17 protein-coding genes and 3 pseudogenes are annotated in these 18,722 nt (G+C 39.2%); 6 read left to right on the forward strand and 14 right to left on the reverse strand.

The annotated features are described in order from the left end of the window. Positions 1 to 2: 2 nt before the first annotated feature. Both ACEWFH_RS15160 and ACEWFH_RS15165 read right to left on the reverse strand, forming a co-directional pair. Positions 3 to 1,199 carry a penicillin-binding transpeptidase domain-containing protein gene (locus ACEWFH_RS15160; RefSeq protein WP_473724646.1) on the reverse strand — a complete coding sequence of 399 codons (1,197 nt, stop codon included), beginning with the start codon at positions 1,197 to 1,199 and terminating at the stop codon, positions 3 to 5. A gap of 143 nt (positions 1,200 to 1,342) precedes the next feature. After that, positions 1,343 to 2,398, reverse strand: a complete 1,056-nt coding sequence (locus tag ACEWFH_RS15165; RefSeq protein ID WP_473724647.1) for an EAL domain-containing protein — start codon at positions 2,396 to 2,398, stop codon at positions 1,343 to 1,345. A gap of 95 nt (positions 2,399 to 2,493) precedes the next feature. On the opposite strand from ACEWFH_RS15165, the gene ACEWFH_RS15170 reads away from it, so the two are divergent. From ACEWFH_RS15170 to ACEWFH_RS15185, 4 genes and pseudogenes are all read left to right on the forward strand, one after another. Next, on the forward strand, positions 2,494 to 2,877 hold the full coding sequence (locus ACEWFH_RS15170; RefSeq protein WP_473724648.1) for a hypothetical protein: 384 nt from the start codon (positions 2,494 to 2,496) through the stop codon (positions 2,875 to 2,877). Then, on the forward strand, positions 2,826 to 3,272 hold the full coding sequence (locus tag ACEWFH_RS15175; protein ID WP_473724649.1) for an ABC-2 family transporter protein: 447 nt from the start codon (positions 2,826 to 2,828) through the stop codon (positions 3,270 to 3,272). Before ACEWFH_RS15170 ends, ACEWFH_RS15175 begins: the two co-directional genes overlap by 52 nt. Before the next feature lie 3 nt (positions 3,273 to 3,275). Continuing rightward, the gene (locus tag ACEWFH_RS15180) at positions 3,276 to 4,061 is read left to right on the forward strand and encodes an ABC transporter permease (RefSeq protein WP_473724650.1); all 786 of its coding nucleotides are present in this window, start codon (positions 3,276 to 3,278) and stop codon (positions 4,059 to 4,061) included. Between the two features lie 12 nt (positions 4,062 to 4,073). After that, positions 4,074 to 5,039, forward strand: a pseudogene (locus ACEWFH_RS15185) (ABC transporter ATP-binding protein). 336 nt (positions 5,040 to 5,375) lie between these two features. Here the strand turns inward: ACEWFH_RS15185 and ACEWFH_RS15190 are convergent. From ACEWFH_RS15190 to ACEWFH_RS15215, 6 genes and pseudogenes are all read right to left on the reverse strand, one after another. Then, a pseudogene (locus ACEWFH_RS15190) lies at positions 5,376 to 6,196 on the reverse strand (patatin-like phospholipase family protein). Positions 6,197 to 6,571: 375 nt separating this feature from the next. Further along, positions 6,572 to 8,185, reverse strand: coding sequence for an SH3 domain-containing protein (locus ACEWFH_RS15195; RefSeq protein WP_473724651.1), 1,614 nt, complete (start codon positions 8,183 to 8,185; stop codon positions 6,572 to 6,574). A gap of 211 nt (positions 8,186 to 8,396) precedes the next feature. Further along, positions 8,397 to 9,173, reverse strand: a complete 777-nt coding sequence (locus tag ACEWFH_RS15200) for a Cof-type HAD-IIB family hydrolase (RefSeq protein WP_473724652.1) — start codon at positions 9,171 to 9,173, stop codon at positions 8,397 to 8,399. Between the two features lie 73 nt (positions 9,174 to 9,246). Further along, positions 9,247 to 9,678, reverse strand: a complete 432-nt coding sequence (locus tag ACEWFH_RS15205) for an EamA family transporter (protein ID WP_473724653.1) — start codon at positions 9,676 to 9,678, stop codon at positions 9,247 to 9,249. Next, positions 9,660 to 10,112, reverse strand: a complete 453-nt coding sequence (locus tag ACEWFH_RS15210) for an EamA family transporter (protein ID WP_473724654.1) — start codon at positions 10,110 to 10,112, stop codon at positions 9,660 to 9,662. Before ACEWFH_RS15210 ends, ACEWFH_RS15205 begins: the two co-directional genes overlap by 19 nt. Then, positions 10,061 to 10,228 carry a hypothetical protein gene (locus ACEWFH_RS15215; RefSeq protein ID WP_473724655.1) on the reverse strand — a complete coding sequence of 56 codons (168 nt, stop codon included), beginning with the start codon at positions 10,226 to 10,228 and terminating at the stop codon, positions 10,061 to 10,063. Before ACEWFH_RS15215 ends, ACEWFH_RS15210 begins: the two co-directional genes overlap by 52 nt. Positions 10,229 to 10,520: 292 nt before the next feature. On the opposite strand from ACEWFH_RS15215, the gene ACEWFH_RS15220 reads away from it, so the two are divergent. Then, entirely contained in the window at positions 10,521 to 10,724 is a 204-nt protein-coding gene (locus ACEWFH_RS15220; protein WP_473724656.1) for a small, acid-soluble spore protein, alpha/beta type, read from the forward strand. A 254-nt stretch (positions 10,725 to 10,978) separates the two neighbouring features. Here ACEWFH_RS15220 and ACEWFH_RS15225 read toward each other — a convergent pair whose 3' ends face one another. Beyond that, entirely contained in the window at positions 10,979 to 13,396 is a 2,418-nt protein-coding gene (locus ACEWFH_RS15225; protein WP_473724657.1) for a DUF6359 domain-containing protein, read from the reverse strand. Between the two features lie 214 nt (positions 13,397 to 13,610). Then, positions 13,611 to 14,263 (reverse strand): annotated as a pseudogene (locus ACEWFH_RS15230) (SOS response-associated peptidase). A 58-nt stretch (positions 14,264 to 14,321) separates the two neighbouring features. On the opposite strand from ACEWFH_RS15230, the gene ACEWFH_RS15235 reads away from it, so the two are divergent. After that, entirely contained in the window at positions 14,322 to 14,456 is a 135-nt protein-coding gene (locus ACEWFH_RS15235; RefSeq protein ID WP_473724658.1) for a YczF family membrane protein, read from the forward strand. Between the two features lie 54 nt (positions 14,457 to 14,510). On the opposite strand, the gene ACEWFH_RS15240 is transcribed toward ACEWFH_RS15235, so the two are convergent. From ACEWFH_RS15240 to ACEWFH_RS15255, 4 genes are read right to left on the reverse strand one after another with little or no spacing between them, the layout of a single operon-like run. Beyond that, entirely contained in the window at positions 14,511 to 15,644 is a 1,134-nt protein-coding gene (locus ACEWFH_RS15240) for a GerAB/ArcD/ProY family transporter (RefSeq protein WP_473724659.1), read from the reverse strand. Next, on the reverse strand, positions 15,641 to 16,336 hold the full coding sequence (locus ACEWFH_RS15245; protein ID WP_473724660.1) for a Ger(x)C family spore germination protein: 696 nt from the start codon (positions 16,334 to 16,336) through the stop codon (positions 15,641 to 15,643). Before ACEWFH_RS15245 ends, ACEWFH_RS15240 begins: the two co-directional genes overlap by 4 nt. After that, the gene (locus ACEWFH_RS15250) at positions 16,258 to 16,860 is read right to left on the reverse strand and encodes a Ger(x)C family spore germination protein (protein ID WP_473724661.1); all 603 of its coding nucleotides are present in this window, start codon (positions 16,858 to 16,860) and stop codon (positions 16,258 to 16,260) included. The genes ACEWFH_RS15245 and ACEWFH_RS15250 overlap by 79 nt, the downstream gene beginning before the upstream one ends. Then, on the reverse strand, positions 16,787 to 18,310 hold the full coding sequence (locus ACEWFH_RS15255; RefSeq protein ID WP_473724662.1) for a spore germination protein: 1,524 nt from the start codon (positions 18,308 to 18,310) through the stop codon (positions 16,787 to 16,789). The genes ACEWFH_RS15250 and ACEWFH_RS15255 overlap by 74 nt, the downstream gene beginning before the upstream one ends. Positions 18,311 to 18,722: the final 412 nt, after the last annotated feature.

Genomic DNA, 18,722 nt, shown 5'->3' on the forward strand with positions numbered 1-18,722 from the left:
AACTAGTTTTTTTGTAGCCCAGCCAATACGGTTGCCCCTTTGACGGTAGAACCCATTTCATAGGAATTGAACAATGCACCATAAGAATCATTATGAAACTCTCCGTCATCATACGTTTTTCCGGCAATCCCTTTGATTTCACCCGTTTTTGGATTCATCATTACGATGTATGCTGATTTAAGTAAATCATTTCCGCCAAGTGGTTTTGCTCTTAAAATCTCTTCTTCTAAAATCTTTTCAAGATGAAATTGAAGCTCCATGTCTAATGTTAATACGATATCTTTCCCGCGCTGACCCGGAATCGTTTTAGGCTCACCAATTGTTGCGCCTGTTTTTGGATTAGTAAGATAAACGGACTTTTCCTTCGTACCTCTCAATACTTGTTCATATTGATCTTCTAGACCACTTACACCTACTTGGTCACTACGGTCATACCCCATGCTCATAAAATAATCCATTCTTGATTTTGGAATTTGCTTTACATTACCAAAAATCGTGGATTCACCGTATGGATAGATCCTTTTAGAGTCAGCCATAATATCAATCCCTGGCAGGTCGCCCAGGTTTTCAGAGATAATGGAAACTTCTTGATTGTCTAAATTCGTTTTAATGCGTTGTGCCGAATACGCATAACCTGTATCCATCGCGCGTTTGTATGCAAGAATCTTGAGGTCTTCATCTGAAAGACTATTGATTTCTTCCTCAGTAATCTTATCAACAAGCGCTTTATACTGGTCTTTGTCGCTAAGCTTCTTTTCTTTCTTGCTGAGACGTTCTTCAATAAGTTCAGTTACATCGTGTTTTGCAATAAAGTAGTCTTTCTTATCACGTACTGTAATCTTCTTTTCTTGATCTTTTGTCACGCCAAGGCGATCAGCCAGCCATTTTGCAATCCGCATCGTGTCTTCTGCTTTTGTATCTACTGTTTTGGTATATGTTAAAGAAAAGAAAGGTTCGTTCCCTACCACTTCGCGAAAGTTGCTGTCTAGCAGCTTTCCGCGCGGCGCTTCTTTCCTTGCAATTACTTCTTCAACTGCTTCAGACTCTAGTCGTTTTTCCTCTCCATTTACAATTTGGAGAACACCTAACCTTAAGATTAGTACAGAGAATAGAAAAAAGACGACCAAAAACAAGACATTTAAACGAAAGGGTACTTGTGTTTTCTTCCTCTTTCTTTCCGGATCCGCTTTCGTTACCATCATTCCGCTCCTTTTGGAAATTTTCCCGTTAATTTTACAATTATATTACAAAAGCATCTACCTATAGATTACTAGAAGTTGACCACAATTCCAAGATATTCATCAAAAAAACCTTATCTTTTTTTGATAAGGTTTTACTGTGATTAGCGGGCTGCTGCAGTAAGGCTTTTTGTTGGTACAGGTCTACCGAAATAGTAGCCTTGTGCGAGCTCAACACCGCAGTTCAAGGCGACCGCAGCTTCTTCTTTTCTTTCAATTCCTTCTGCCAAAACAATCGCTTTGATTTCTTTAGATACTTCTACAATCTGCTGAATCATTTCTTTTTTAGATTGATCTTGATCACAGAAAGAGATGATTTTACGGTCAATTTTCACATAGTCCGGTTTTAGTTCTTTTAATACCGCAAGCGTTGAATGCCCGGCACCTAAATCATCAAGTGCTACTTTCATTCCTTGTTCTTGGTATGCTGTTAAGATGCTCTTCAAATGATTGATGTCTGCGATTTCTTCTGTTTCTACAACCTCAAACACCAAATCGTTCGGATCAACTCCAGCCTCAGCTGCCGCTCTAAACGTTGTTGCCAAACAATGCTTTGGGTCATAGATAGATGACGGGAGGAAGTTAATAAACCGCTTCACTCCTCGGGGCACTGCTTCAGAACTATTCTGTATAGAAGTAATTCGTGCATTCCCGTCTAACAGCGCTTGTAATCCAGCTTTCTCAGCAAACTGAAAAAGTTCGTAAGGTTTAAATTCAATACCATCCGGCAATGGTCGAAGCAAGAATTCGTACCCATAAATCTCTTCAGTCTGTAATGAAATAATAGGTTGTGAGTATGTAGTGAACAATTGCTGTTGTATCACTTCATAAAGGTCTCTATTCTTAATTCTTTCCACAAATTGATGAAATGGGATCCATGTAATGAAACCATTTGCTTCCTCAAATGTATGAGTAAGTCCACAATGGAACGATTGAATGGCTTGATGATTGAACGTGACTAAAATTTCTTCGCATAGTGATTGCAGTATGGAATGACTGTTGTACTTTGCAGATAGTGCCTGCGACAAAACCAATCCCTCTAACCCTTTCTCCGTAAAAAGTTGCTGCAAACTTTGCATAAGAACAGGATGATCTGTACGGATATGAATAAAACCTTCAATCGGAAAATCACCTGATGGACGACACTGAGAACATGACATACTATAACCTCCAAAAAAAGAATTGCAAACTTTTGTAAAATTTGCTATTTTATAATTCTGCGCTTTAAACACGACAACTACATAAAGGGGGACTTATGGTTTATTGGATTCTTCTACAAAAGAGCTTTATGCGAAATATGCAGTATAAAGTGGCCCATCTGATCAATAATGCGGCGAGTGCCATTTTTGGCTTCGTATTTATTGCGATATGGGTTGGTGTTTTACAAGGCAAAGAGAATGAAAGTCCCTACAGTGTACTGGACATGACGTATTACATTGCTGCGGTTCAATGCATTCTATGGCTTTCTGGATTTCTTACCGCAGGACTTAACATTCAAAACGGTGTCCGAAATGGCGCCATCTCTTTAGAACTCGTCAGACCAACCAATTTTTTCTGTATGTTACCTCACAAGAAGCTGGCCGGTTATTGTACAACTTTTTCTTTCGCTCCATTCCAATTGGACTCGTTTTTGCAATAACAGTTGGTTTCTATGTACCTCAACACGTACCAACTTATCTATTTCTATGTATTTCAATATTTTTAGCTGTAATCATATCTATTAATCTGCACTACTTAGTAGGGATAAGTGCTTGCTGGACTACTGAGATCGACTGGGCACATTTTGTGAATTTCACCTTACTGGTAGGTCTTGGCGGACAGCTCGTACCCATTGATTTACTTCCAGCCCCACTGTCTTTCATCACACCTTATTTACCTTTTGCTGGAGCAATCTATTATCCGGTAATGATATTTCTTGAAAAAGCGTCAAGCGAGGTTATTTTTATCCAGCTTAGTTGGGTTGTGTTATTAACGCTCATCAATTTGTGGCTCACCGAAAAAGCACGGCACAAATTAGAAATACAAGGAGGATAAGATATGAATCTGTATTTAAAATTGATTTCCGGCAGCCTGCGCTCTCGTATGCAATATAAGATGAACTTTCTCGTATCCTCCTTATCATACGGACTAATTATGGCTGTGGATTTTGTTTTGCTTGCTGCCATATTGCAGCGGTTTGATGATGTTAAAGGATGGAATCTTTATGAAGTGGGCTTGTTGTACGGAATCTCATCCGTTGCCATAACTCTTTACCGAGTATTTTGTGTTGAGGTACATAATTTTGAACGATACATGGTCGAAGGTGAATTTGACAGTCTTCTGATCAGACCCGTTTCTCCTTTATCGTTGCTCTTAACGAAAAACTTAGATCTGTCACGCATCGGCGGAACCATACAAGGCATACTTATCCTTATTATTTCTATTATCGGTCTGAATTTAGCGAACGTTGAATTATTTTTATTGTTGATTTATTTACCAGTATCAATTTTAGCAGGTGTCATTATTTGTTTTTCGCTCGGCCTGTTAACGGCAACCATTGCTTTTTGGACACAAAGAATTAAAGACTTTCAAACGTTCACGCTTTATGCACCGTTTAATGCAGCGAACTACCCGATGAACATTTATCCGGGCTGGCTAAAGATTATCTTTTTCACGGTGATCCCGGTCGGATTTATGAATTACACCCCTATTCTTTTTCTGTTGAATAAGGGTGGAAGTCTTTGGAACCTAGCCTTGCCGCCGGTGGTTGCTATTGTTTTTCTATTTCTATCATTACGTTTCTGGCAATTTGGAATTCGGCACTACCACAGTACAGGGAGTTAAGGAGGTCTTTTTATGATTGTCGCTCACGAGTTAAACAAACATTTTAAAATCTATGAAACAAAGAAGGGATTTGTCGGTTCCTTCGCTTCCCTTCTTTCCACTAAGCATCACATTGTAAAAGCAGTGAACGATGTTTCTTTTTCTATTGATGAAGGAGAATTTGTGGGTTACATCGGTCCGAACGGTGCGGGAAAATCTACTACGATTAAGATGCTGTCTGGTATCCTTCATCCAACTGGCGGAGAGGTCAAAGTCGGTGGAATGAGTCCGCAAAAAGAAGAAAAGAAGTTGCTAAGAAAATAGGTATTGTATTCGGTCAGCGCACACAGCTTTGGTGGGATCTTCCTTTAAGGGACTCTTTTGATATTTTAAAAGAGATGTACAAAGTGCCTGACGGAAAATACCAGCAATTTTTAAAATTGTACGATGATATGCTTCAAATCGGAAAGTTCCTGGATACCCCCGTTCGCAAGCTTTCATTAGGTCAACGGATGCGCGGCGATCTTGCAGCTGCTATGATCCATGACCCTGATGTACTTTTTTAGATGAGCCTACGATTGGACTAGATGTAAACGCCAAAACGAGTATTCGGGCTTTCTTAAAGGAATTGAACCAAAATGAGAAAAAACGATCCTTTTAACCACTCATGATATGGATGATATCGAACAGCTATGCAGTCGGGTAATCGTGATCAATCACGGACAGATTGTTCTTGATGGAACTTTAGAAGACCTGCGAAAAAATATTGGGTTGCCAAGTTTAATGGAGATTCAATATCGCGTTAAGCCAGATATTATGGGAGAATCATTAAACGGCATTGAAAAGATAAAGTGTGAGGATGAAAAACTCGTCATTATGTATGACCGCTCGATCCTTCCCTCACCTCTTTTGCTGCAAAACGTTACACGATGGGGCGAACCAGTAGATATTCAGATGAAGGAACCGGATATCGAGGAAGTGATTCAAAAGATTTACTAGTTTAGCTAACTTAGTTGCTCTTGGGAGAGGTTGATTTCCGTTTCAGGTGCTCCCTTTCCGGGGGCGTGCGGTGAGCCACCTCGTGCTTTGCACCTACAGTGTCTCACCTGTCACGCTGCTCCCCCAGGAGTCTCGCACCTTACACTCCAATCAACTTGCCAATGAGTTCTTTTATAAATAAGCTTAAATTTAACAATCATTAAAAAAGAGCTAATAAAAAAGCTTGCTACACCAGGTCCCTTTGTACTTTTGCAACAAGCTTTTGATGTTCATCTAGCGTTTCTTCGCAAGATAATTTGTCTCATTGGTTCATGATTCTATCAAATCATTAGCACTTTAGTTTGCTAGCCATCTTCTTAAGTTGTCAAGCTGATTAATCGCGTCAATTCTTCCTTGTTCGTACAGTACACCAAGTCGTTTAGGATCCCTTTCCACTCGTTTCACTTTCATCTTCTCTAGAGGACGCAAAACAAATAAGTTGCCTTTCTTCTCTTCCTCCTCAATATAATCCAAGGTCTCGTTGTATTTTAAGTAACGACCTCGCAAGCTTTCATCAAGACCTGTATACTCAGGATAAAAACGTTTCGTCACCCACGTCATTTTCGGCTTTTTCTTGCGATATCCATGGTTTTGCGTTAGAACGACTACACCTTTTTCACCCCATCATTCAGGGCTTTATGAACAGGTATTGGATCGGCAATTCCTCCGTCCATCATGTACCCTCCTGCAATCTCAACCACCGGAGCAATAAAAGGAATGGATGACGATGCGCGCAAAACTTTAGAGATATCCATCTCTTCGTAGTCTTCCCTGCTTAAATACACTGGTTTTCCCGTTCTCACATCTGTAACAACCACCACAAAACGTTCTTCTGATTGTTTAAAAGCTTGATAATCAAACGGAACTAACCGATTAGGAAGCTCATCAAAAATAAAATCCATACCGAATAATCCCTTTTTCTTAAACAACCAATTTTTATATGAAATGTATTCGGGGTGTGAGCTGAATTCCAGGTTAACCGTTCGATTTCTTCCGTGCTGTCTCGAAAGATAAGATACAGCATTACAGGCTCCTGCTGATGCTCCAATCACATACGGAAAGTAAAGATTGTTTTCCATGAAAACATCGAGTACACCCGCGGTATATACACCGCGCATTCCTCCACCTTCAAGAATAAGTCCAGAGTTCTCCAAATTCGGCACCACCTATTGTTAACTAACTTTACTATTTATGATTTTAATTATATGAAAAAAGTGAGTGGAAAATCCAGTGAAGTGTTTTATCCAGGTCAGCGAAATAGCTAACGTGAAATTAATACAATTAATGTGAATAAATTGTAATTAACGTGAAATTAATCTAATTAACGTGAATATATCGCAATTAACGTGAAATTAATAAATACTGTACGCTTCATACGAACAGATTCTCATATTGTACTTTATAAAACACAATAATAAGTTGTAACATACCAGTGCTCGCAAAAAAGCGGTATTCCAAAAGTTTTTCCCTTTTGAGATACCGCCACTACTTCTTTATTGAAAATATTTAGCTAGTCCACTCGTAATCCCTGAAGCAGCTTTTGATTGAAAGGAATTGCTCTTAACCGTCATTTCGTCAGATGGATTAGACAAAAAGCCTAACTCTACCAAAACGGCGGGCTGTTTGTTCTCACGCAAAACATGAAAATTTCCAAATCGAACATTTCCACCTTTTAGTCCTGTGTTCGCTTGAAGCAATCCTGTGTGAACAGAGTCTGCTAATTTTATATCTTTTTGACCGTAATAGAAGGTTAAAAGACCTGTCGCTGATTTATCCGTAGCCGAGTTATAATGCAAACTTACAAATGCATCTGCAAAATGATAATGGCTGATCTCTACGCGTTTGTTTAATGAAATATAGCTGCTGTCACTGCGTGTTAAGATAACGATGGCCCCTGCTTTACTTAGTTCTGTTGCTAACAATCTGGCACTCATTAATGTAAGTTCAGCTTCTAACGTTCTAGATGATTTACCGATAGCTCCAGGATCATATCCTCCATGACCGGGATCAATTACAATCCTTTTGCCTTTTAATCCTCCAATGGATGGTTTAGGTACAGGATTTTGGTTGGGAGTAGAAGACGTTTGCTGAACCGCAACTAACCATCCTGCGATCCACGCACTGTTACCGTTTGGCAGCTTTAGCTGTACCCATTCATTCTTTGATTGTATATAGGCATATTCGTCACCTTGATTGACTTTACCAACTATAAGATATGACGTAGAAGGTCCTTGTCGGATATTTACACCATCCGCCATAACTACTACCTTTTTCAAAACAGATGCGGGAGGTGCGGTTGGTGGTTTCGTTCCAGGTTTTGGATTTGGTACTGTGGGTGACCCTCCGCTTCCAACAGAAATATACTGACTCGATACCCATCCCTTTTTACCATCAGATGTTTGAATGGACATCCATCCACTAGATTCAGCCATAATTTGGACTGATGTTCCATACTTCAAGGAACCGATAATTGGGGCGTTCAAATTACCGGATGAACGGAAATTTAAGTAAGTAGCGCTAACCGTTCCCCATTTTCCTGAATTCACAGGTTTTGGATCAGCAGGTTTCGGATTTTGAGCAGCTGGTTCTTGTACTGATTGAATCAACAGATAAGCATTACTTACCCACCCTTTTACATTACCAAATGCGATGTAAGACCATGTGCTTTGTTCTTTTTGTACAGCAACAATCGTTCCATTTTTAAGCGTCCCGACTGCCTTATACTGCGTTCCAGCTCCACTTCTAACATTTAAAGAAGTAGCAGTAACTTTTGCGTTTTTCGTGGTGCTTTTCACTACTGGGGATTTCGATGGAACGGTTGGCGAAGTTTTATTGTTCATCTTCAAGAATTCTGAGCTTACCCAAGCCTTACCGCTATTGAACGATATGTTTGCCCATCCCTTTTCGATCTTATAGACCGAAACAGAGGAATCTTGTTTTAGTGAACCGATTTTCTTCGCGGATGTAGAGGGTTCTGAACGAACATTTAAACTGGTTGCATTCACTGTCGCTGTTTTTGTCTCTGCCGAAGCAGGTAAAACTTGAAAAGTGGTCAACATAAGGATGGCGATCAGAAAAAAATGAATAGACTTTTGATATACTTTCACCCGTTTCAACTCCTGTTTGAACGTTCTTTACTGCTGTAAATCTTATATCGTCATTCCTCTAACATTCATAAACCCTTTTCGCTACAACAAAACAAATCCCTCTCACATTTCCCTAATTTTATGATTTTTTCAACATTTTTCCTTAAAATTAGACAAAAGAAAAACCCTGAGCCAATGGCTAGGGCAATTCTTCTGCATATTAGGTCTGTTACTAAATTAATCCAAAATGCTTCAATCCGTGATAGATTCCGTCTTCATCAACTGACTTTGTAACAAAATCCGCCGCTTCTTTTGCTTCTTTCATCCCATTACCCATCGCGATTCCGGTTCCGGCTGCAGTTAACATTTCAATATCGTTTAAAGCATCTCCAAACGCGTATACATTCTCGGGCTTCATGTTCATCTGCTTCATGAACGCTTCAATTCCTTTTGCTTTTGAACCGCCTGTTGGCAAAATATCCAATGCGTTTTCGTGCCAGCGGATAAAATCAAACGTACCTTTGTATCCGTCACGGTATACGTGTTCGTGTTGTTCCTGGCAGAATAATAAGACTTGATAGACTTCGTTTTCTTTATAAAAACCAGGATGATAAACAGGATAGCTCGGCATAAGATTAAACGTACAATTCTTAATGATCTCATGGTTATCCGCATTGCTCGTGGCTCTTTCATGATCCAAATATACAAGCGGATGACCTGCTTGTTCTGCTTCTTCTTCAATCTTAAGGATTGCTTCTCTTGATAATGGCGTTTTATGAATCACTTCATCTTTAAACACAACGTAAGAACCGTTAAAACTTACAAAAGAATCTACTTCTAATTCTTCACGAATCGGTTCAAACATAAATGGCCCACGACCTGTTGCGATCGCCACATGTACACCATTCTTTTTTAACTGTCGGATACTTTCTTTTGTACTGTTTGGAATTTTCTTCTCGTCGTTTACAAGCGTACCATCTATATCGAAAAATACTATTTTATCATTCATTTAGCATCGTCTCCTGTTGTAAGTTCTACCCTACAATAGTGGTACGATTCAGTATAAATGTCAAATCATGCGTTTACTTATTAACAGTTCCACCAATTTTCAGTATTCCTTTTTCAGGCATGGAGAGTAAAAATACGGTTAAAATGATAAGCATGCCTCCTGCGGTTTGAAAGCTTCCAAAAGCCGTCCCCAACCAAACAACCGAAACAATCGTTGCCACTAATGGTTCAGCACTTCCAAGCAAACTAGTCTCTGTAGATGTAATGTATTTTAAGCTGTCTAAATATAAATAAAACGGCAACAACGTTCCAAATACCACAACAAATGAAAGCATCCAGAATAAAGACAGTGACCAATCAATAAATCCTGCCTGCCACGGCTGCGTGAAAACCGAAACGGCTAATCCTCCCAATAACATCGCCCAGCCTACGATTGTTGCCGACGCGTATTGCTTTAACAACCGTACAGGATAAACGGTATAAACAGCTACGGAAATTCCAGACAACACTCCCCAAAAATCGCTTTTTCAGAAACCGTGATCTCGTCTAAACTTCCGTTTGTTAAAAGTAAAAAGGTTCCCGAAAGAGCCATAAGTACGGCAATCCATTCTTTTCGTTTTGGCCATTTTAAGAATTTAAGAGCAAAATAGATGGTGATAAACACCGGCCCTAGAAATTGAAGAAGTGTTGCTGTCGGTGCATTACCTGCCTCAATACTTAAAAAGAACGTAAGCTGGGCGCCTAACATACCTGTTAATGAAAAAATAAGTAAGTCGATTCTGTCTCTTTTGTTGCGCCAAACTTTGAAAATATTATGATGGAAGGAAACAAGGATTAATAGGAGCATCCCTGCCATTACCATTCGTACTGAAACTAGCCATGTCGCTGTTACAGCAGAATGAGAAAAGATCCATTCTGCTGCGTTACCGGAAAACCCCAAAGCGAAGCACCAGCTAGTGCCAGTCCAATTCCTTTCCATCGGGAAAAATCTTTATTCTCTTGTTTTCCCATTACACCACCCACTCTCTTTTGTGCATGCATATTCTCTTTTTTCAATAAAAGTCCTTCTTCATTATAAAACGAAATTTAGTAATTCCTACATCTTTTATGTAACAAGTAGATTAAAAGCCTTCTACATCAGAAAAGCACTGAACTGGAATCCAGCTCAATGCTCTTCTTGAAAATAAAAATAGGGGGATGATTTATCATACGGCATGCTAGTGTTTTTGTGTCGGTTTATCAAAAAATATGCGAATACCTATTAATACATCATCTATAAAAATATTTTCCAGCATACGCATAAATTTGTAAAAGATATACAAACTAGTAGTACAAGGAGGTGATACATATGGCACGTAACAATTCTAATGAATTAGCAGTGGCTGGAGCACAAGCAGCTTTGGATCAAATGAAGTATGAAATCGCTTCTGAGTTTGGTGTTCAACTAGGACCAGACACAACTTCCCGTGCGAATGGATCTGTTGGTGGTGAAATCACTAAGCGTCTTGTTCAAATGGCTGAGCAGCAATTAGGTGGCGGATACCGTCGCTAATCGCACGATTCACTATAAAATGGACTGTACTCCATGGAGTCAGTCCTTTTCGTATTTATTGATTTTTACGGTCCGTGTTCTATTATTCATTACACGCTCACCTCTTAACATACGATTTCCACCGATAAAATGCTCAATTCCACCTATAGAAGAGCTGTTTACACCTGAAAACAGCTTGATTTAACATAAAAAAGAAAAAGCTGGCTTATTTATGTGGTTATTCCACAAATTCGAGCCAGCTTCTTCTTGGATATTTATTTTACTTTATCGAGCTTCACTTGAATCAAAACAGGATCATGATCACTTGCACGTCCATGTTCTTCCATGAACTGTGAATTGATGTGAACAATATCAACCTTTGTTTTCTTTGCCATGTTGTTCGTTACTAGAATATGATCAAGTACTTGCGCGTTACCTTGGTAAGAGTAAGTGAAACGCTCATTAAACGGCACTTTTTCAATCATGTTTGTTAGTTCTTGACCTTTTAATAGTTCAAGTGAATCTGTGAATTCAAAATCGTTGAAGTCTCCAAGAAGAACTACTTTTGCATTCTTGTCTTCTTCTTTTACATCCTTAACAAAACCGTTTACGATTGCTGAAATTTCCTTACGCTGAACTTCACTTCCTAAAACAGGAGGCTGGTTCTTACCGAATAACGGTTGATCTCCGCCTTTTGAGTTAAAGTGGTTAGCAACAACAATTACACTCTCACCATTAAATTCGAATTGTGCAGCTACCGGCTTACGGCTGTCTTCAAAAGCAGGATTCATTGGATCAATGCGTCCTGGGTTTAGCGTAAGCTTGCCATCCTCGTAATCAACAGCTTGTGTTGAAGTTCCTTTTGTACCTTCAGCAAGGGAAACGCGATCAGGATTATAGATAAATCCTACACGGATGTTACCTCCTGGCTGTCCGCCGTCTTGATTATTTTCAGGAGCAATATCTGTGTAAACATATTCTGGTCCGCCTTGAGCTGTAATCTCAGCAATTAGTCGGTCGGCGCTTTCTTTCGCATCTGTAGTCCCATCATTATTAGAACCGTTCCCATCTTGCATTTCTACAAGACCTACAATATCAGGAGACTTCAAGTTATTTACAATTGATCCAGCTATTCTGCTGACTTTTTCATCTGAAGTTCCCTTTTCATTCGCTGAAAAGTTTTCTACGTTAAAGCTCGCAATGGTAAGTTCTTTATGTTTTTCGTGTATACGAGTGATTTCACGTTCGGTATTACCTTCAACAAAAGTTGGAAAATCTTCAACATCCGTTAATACTTTATAGTTGCTAAAACCATAGCTTACAACACCAGTAATCGCACCTTCAAAATAATCACCTGATTTGGCAACAAAACCTTCGTCACCCATATCTACGAAAATACGTTCAGGATTGTAATCAAATTCAGTAATATTTAATCCGCCAGCAGAATTAAGTCTGCTGTATTTGCCGCGATCTGGAAGAACAACAAGTTCACCATACTTTTGCGGTGCAATAACAGCTGGATTGTTAATTTCAACAAGCATACCTTCTAAGCTTTCATAAAAATCAATTCCATCTTCTTGTGGATCGAATTCTGCAAATTTATCGTTATCAATTGCTTGTGTTGGCTGTTGCAGACCGAACATTCCAATTACTGTTGATTCAGGAAGTTCTTGTCCTTCAGCTTTTAGTGTGATGTTTCCTGTATCAGCATTAATCTCCGTTACAGCTAAATCAGTTTTTAATTTATCCGAGTACCCTTCAAGCACCCACTCTTTAACAAGTCCGTTTACCGTAATTAGATTTCCTACTTCTTGTCCGTGTGCTTTTTTATAAACAAGTACACCTTCTGAAGTTTTTGAATCTGCATCTGGCTCGAGATCTTGCATGTATAAGTTGTTAGCATCGACTACTTTTGTAACGATCCCTTCTACACCTTCAACGGCTTTATTAGCAACCGGTGATTGGTGACTAGCTCCTTGGATGTCATGGATACGAAGTCCAGATAATGCTACTTGGTAGTTGAATGTAGCGATTCCGCTGTTTTTAAGACCATCTTTAATCGCGATCGCTTTAATCGTTACGTCTTCATTAATCACAATTGGTGCCGTGTAACGAGTGCTATCTTCAGATGGAGTAGATCCATCCAATGTGTAATAAATTGTTGCATCTAGTGTTGCAGTTGCAAGAGAAACACTAGTTCCTTTTGAAACAATTCCACCTTTTAGTGATGCAGTAACATCTTCAACTTGTGGTTCAGGAGGAGTTCCGTCGACAAAAGTAAAAGAAGTTGCACTTTTATGTCCAGGTACAGTGAAGTAAGTATCAAGTGTTCCTGTAATTTGAATCTTTTTCCCCAAATTTTCAGGAGTAGTTTTTAGATTCAATGCACTTCTGACAGCACCAGCTGGCAATTGAACTGGTAAAATCTTTGCTTTATCTGTTTCAGTTGGAGAATCTGCAAGGGCAAGATTCGTATCAATTGTGAAAGGTCCAGTATGTTGATAGCTATTATTCCCTTTCACCACACCAACAATATACCCTTCAACAGTCTTGCCTGTCCCGCTGTTATTAGCAATCGCCTCACTAACCGTAAGAACGTCAGCTGCTGAAGCGGTTTGCTGCAATGGAAGAATCATGCTAAGCACCATCGCTAACATGATACCTATATTTGTGAGTTTTTTCGTCATTTTCATGAACACATCGGTCCACCTACCTAACTTTTAGTATGTAAAACTTCGTCAATTCATGAAAAATATAACACAATTCTGTCGATGATAATGTTAGTTTTATGTTAAAACAGTTAGAAAGACTTACAATAAATTTACAAACTAGTTCTCTTTTACCACTTCTTGAATAAAAAAACAGCCGACATCTCTCTATGGCTGGTTAACCACTGAAAAAGTCAGCTTATCTCGTATTCACATTCAGATTTATTGAAACTTGTTCTACAAATAGTTCCGGATCATTTTTCTGCAGAATAGATAGCAAGTCCTCCTTTTCGGCTGACCGATCAAGCCAAGCGTCCCCTTCTTCTGGCTTTAGCATAACAGGCATACGATGATGGTAATTTTCCATTGAAGAATTGGATGCTTTCGTAAGAATTGAACACGTTATTCTTTCCTCTTCATCTCCATTCACCTCACCTGCCCACCTAGACCAGATACCCGCAAATGCAAACGGCTTTTTGTGCTCCAAAGAAAACTGATAAGGCTGTTTTTTGTTTCCTTCTTTAACCCATTCGTAAAATCCGCTTGCTGGGATCAGGCATCTTCTTTGGTAAAAGATTCTTTAAAGCTTGGTTTCTCATCAACCGTTTCGCTTCTAGCATTAATAAGTTTATTTCCTATTTTCGGGTCATTGGCCCATTTCGGTATGAGTCCCCATTTCATATAACCTGCCCGGTTGCCGTTGTTGCTTTTTACGATTGCAAGGATATTTTGGCTAGGAGCAATGTTGTAACGTTCTTCATAATCAAATTCATTCACTAAATTAAAAGCATCAATGATCAAGTCTTTGTCGTAATAGAGCATATATCTACCACACATAACCCAACACCTCATTTCATGATTGGATAAGGAAAGCAATACAGTGAAAACTATACACAGGAGGCGATATCATTTGAAAAATCCTGTAATCATTTACATTATACTGCTTTTCAGCATGATCTCATTAATGTTAAGCATTGACTGGTTTATGGGCACGACACCGATCAACGTGCTCAGAACTTCTATTTTTCTTTCTTTCGCTATGTAGATAAAGTGGAATATACCCTTGTCGCTGCTTTGATTATTTTGCCGATCTTAACCTTTATTTTGTCGAAGTGGATGGAGAAGAAGCAAAATGCTTAAGTTTCTTCCTTCTCACCAAGAATACAAAGATGAACAAGGCTGGCAAGACGACCTGAAACGGAATGTGAATATAATACGGAACTATTTTCAACCCTTCCGTAATATGTTCCACATAATTTGCTGCAATAATGATGGAAGAAAGAATTAGTACGATTCCAATCGGTCCGATCAATTTCCTTTCATCCTTTACACCAAAAACATCTTGTGCCGCTTTAACAGCTACGTAGAAAAAGACGGAGATCTTAAAAAAACCTCCAATAATCAGGGTGAAGACGACCAATGCATCCATCCTCTGAATAAATTCTCCAAGATTTATTTTCGCTACAGCTGCAAGTAACGGAAAATAGACATGAGTTGCAACATGTCCTCCAAGGATCGCAATATCCATAGCAACTGTCGCACTCAAAATTATCCCGCTTACTGCCATGGCGACTAAGCCTACTGTTAAAGCCTTGCTTTTCTTCGTTGTTTTCAAATAGGGAAACAGCATCGTAAAAACAACCATTTCTCCAAAAGGAAACGTAGGTGTTACAGGAAAAGCAGCCTTTAAAACAGGCATAAAACCTTTTCCTAGAACCGGAAGCAAATAATTGTATTCCATTAAATCTGCTGATAATACGAGAATGGCCAATGACACTCCTAAAAAGACGACAAGTGAAAAAATAATTTCACCTGTTCTTACAAGTACCTCAAATCCTAATTTTAAAACGTATACGATTGTCGCTATCATTAATGTATTTACAACAATGATAGGTGTCTGGACAAACACGGCAGATAATAGAAGACTCCCAAAGTCACGCAGTACCCTTGTAGCCAAGTACATAAAATACATCAAATAACAGAAACCAAAAATTTTTCCTACATACTTACCAAATAAAACTTGAAGATATTGTGTTAATGACATCTGCGGAAATTGATTGTACAAAAAGATATAACCTAAAAAGAGAACCATCCCACATATCATGCCGAGCAGGATGGCAAACCAGGCATCTCTTCCTGCATCCATTCCGAGACCTACAAGAATTGCACTGCCTAGTTCAAACAAAACGATGATGATAAAATATTGCTGAATATCTATCTTATACGTTTTCATTTTGGAGCCTCTTTCTTTTCTTCAAATAAAAACGGTGATGTTCGAATCCCCGATCTTCTTAAACGTGAATCTACATGTACGTTCACTTTCAGCTTCGGGAAAATTTGTTTGTATTCTTTTTTATAAACTTGTCGCCACTTCTTTGGATTTTCCCGATATAATAATTCTCCAAATCCTAATACATCGCTGTCAAAGTTTTGTGCAGCTTCAATCGTTTTGTTTATTTCTTTTTCAATAACAGCATTAAAGTCCTTTTCAATCTTATGAATCGCAGAAGGTTTCTCTAAATTCACAGCACAATTCGCTTCAGCGATATTAGCTTCTGGGTACACATCTATGTTTATGGAAGGCTGCTTGCTTTTCGTATTTGCCGAAAGTTCAGTGTTAGAGCGGACAACTTCGATTGAATACCCATTTTTGTTCCCCTGACAAGGAACCGTTATTGCAGAACTGACAAGCTTCCCTTTAATCCAGAGAATGCCTCTTGCTTCTGGACCGTCAATCCATCCTTTTAACTTACCGTCTTTAAAAACTCCCATTCCTGATAACTGAATCCTGGCCGGGTCTCCCACCTCATAGTTTTGGGCAGTGACCGCCAATTCTTTATCACCGGTTAGCCGAATACCATTAATGAGGGGCTCCCCGCCTTCATTAATAATCGATTGAAGTACTTCGTTAATATCCTGTTGCATATTTTCTCCCCAATTTTTTCAGAGATCTTCAGAATGGTAGCTACTTCATCAGACGTTACTTTATCAATTGCTGTAAAAGTACGCAGAATTTTTGACGGTGTTGTTTCTCTAGCTATTAGAACTTGAATCGTAGATCGTACTTCAGGATCTCGTGAGATCATGTCCAGTGCTTGATAAATACTGTCTTTCGCGAGTTTTTCGCTAAAAACAAGCATCCTTGCATGCGCAAAAAATAAGCGTCTTGAGGTTTGCTTTGTTGCTTTTCTAGTTGCCTCCATTAAGTTACGGCCTTTTGCTTCATATACCGTAAAAACAGGCTGTTTTCCGCCTCCTGCACCTGTAATGCCAGGAGCCACTTCTGTAGGGTTCACCACTTGATAAGTAACGATGAGATCACCTTTTTTATCAATATTAATTCCGATACCCATAACGATTGAAAGTTCGTCCAGTTCATTTTGGTCCCAGCATCCTGTTAAAAACAAAAGACAGATTGCAAGAGGAAGACAACTCTTTAAAAGTTTCACCTTGTTGTCTCCTCCTCTCTTTTTTCTTTATTTGATAAGGCTGGGTACGAGTTTGGTTTTTCTTTGCCAGCTTTTCTGGCCGTTTAAACAGCTTTGTAATGGGAAAGCGAAAGAGACTGTCTTTCAAATCCTGTGTTTGCATTGGCGCAAACGGACTCAAATACGGATAACCGAAAGATCTAAGACTCGTTAAATGAGCGATAATAACGATTAAGGCAAGTGTCAATCCATAAAAGCCAAATACCGATGAAATGATCATTAACGGAAATCGCAATAACCGGGCTGAAGTTGCAACCGCAAAGGATGGAATAGCAAAACTAGCAACTGCCGTAATTCCTACTACAATTACCATTGCAGGTGAAACAAGCCCTGCCTGCACGGCCGCTTGTCCCAATACGAGTGCACCTACAATTGACACCGCAACACCAACAGCACGCGGCATCCTGATTCCAGCCTCACGCAATATTTCAAACGTGATCTCCATGACTAATGCCTCAGCTATCGCTGGAAACGGAACACCTTCACGCTGAGCAGCGATACCAAAAAGAAGGGTTGTCGGAATCATCGCTTGATGGAATGTTGTTAGCGCGATGTAGATTGATGGTGCGATTAAAGAAATAAGGAATACCGAAAATCTTAATAAACGTAGAAAGGTACTGATGTCATACCTCATATAATAATCTTCAGATGACTGAAAAAATTGAATAAATTGTGTAGGTGCAATTAACGAAAAAGGGGTTCCGTTAACCATGATTCCCACACGTCCTTCAAGCAGGTTACCGATGACAACATCTGGTCTTTCCGTATTCATAAACTGAGGAAAAACGGTTACAGTCTCATCTTGAATAAATTCTTCGAGCTGACCAGACTCTAGCAGCCCGTCTGTCTTTACCTCTTTAATCCTCTCTTTTATTTCTTTTATTAAGAGCGGATTAGCGATATTTTCTAAATAAACAATTACTACATCCGTATGAGTTACCTCTCCAATTTTATATTTTTCCACTCTTAAATCTGGAGAGCGTACTCTTCTTCTGATTAAAGAAATGTTCGTTTTTAAAGACTCGGTAAACGAATCTTTTGGACCTCGAATTACGACCTCAGATGTAGGCTCTTCAATCCCTCTCATCTTGCCGCCCGTTGTCCCCATCTTAAGACCTTTTGTATTACCTTCAACTAATAGGACGCTAAAACCAGAAAGAAGGGCTTCCAACAGTTCCTCTTCTGTCTCTACATCCAAAACTCTTCCTAAAGCAACAGCGTTTTGTTTAATGTAGTGCAATGCATGACTAACGGGAACTGGAGATGATTGCTTGTCAGAAGTTAAGGACATTAAAGGTGCTAATATGAACTCATTTAACTGTTGAGAGTCATTCATCTCTTCTAAAAACAAGAGAGTGGCTGTAACTTTTTGTTGAAGTTCAAACTCAAACTCTCTTACGATTAAATCCACCGGGTTACCCAGGCTTTTTTTACGCTGTCAACCGTAACCTGTGAAACTGGACTGAGCTCTCCTTCTTTTTCTGCTGGTTTTTGTTCTTGGGCTTGAATTCCTTCTGAACGGGTTTTAGTTTGGAGAGAAGATGCTTCGCCAAGGTTTTTTCGGCAACCATATCTGATAACTTCTTATATGTTTTAATCATTGGGCGTTTTCTTCTGTTCCGCATAACCAACCGCCTTTTTACCATACTTTTCATAGCATTTGCGGAACTCACATTGGTTATGTAAAAAACATTAAGGGAAACTTGGCTGATGCCTAGCCCCTTCGCGTCAGTCTTAGGCTTACTTATACTTTCCGCCTAAGCTTTTTGCTTCGTAGAAAATTTTCGCGCAGACAAAATATTTTTTCTGAAAATGCAAAAAAG

The organism is Fictibacillus sp. EA-CB0309 (genome assembly GCF_055814265.1).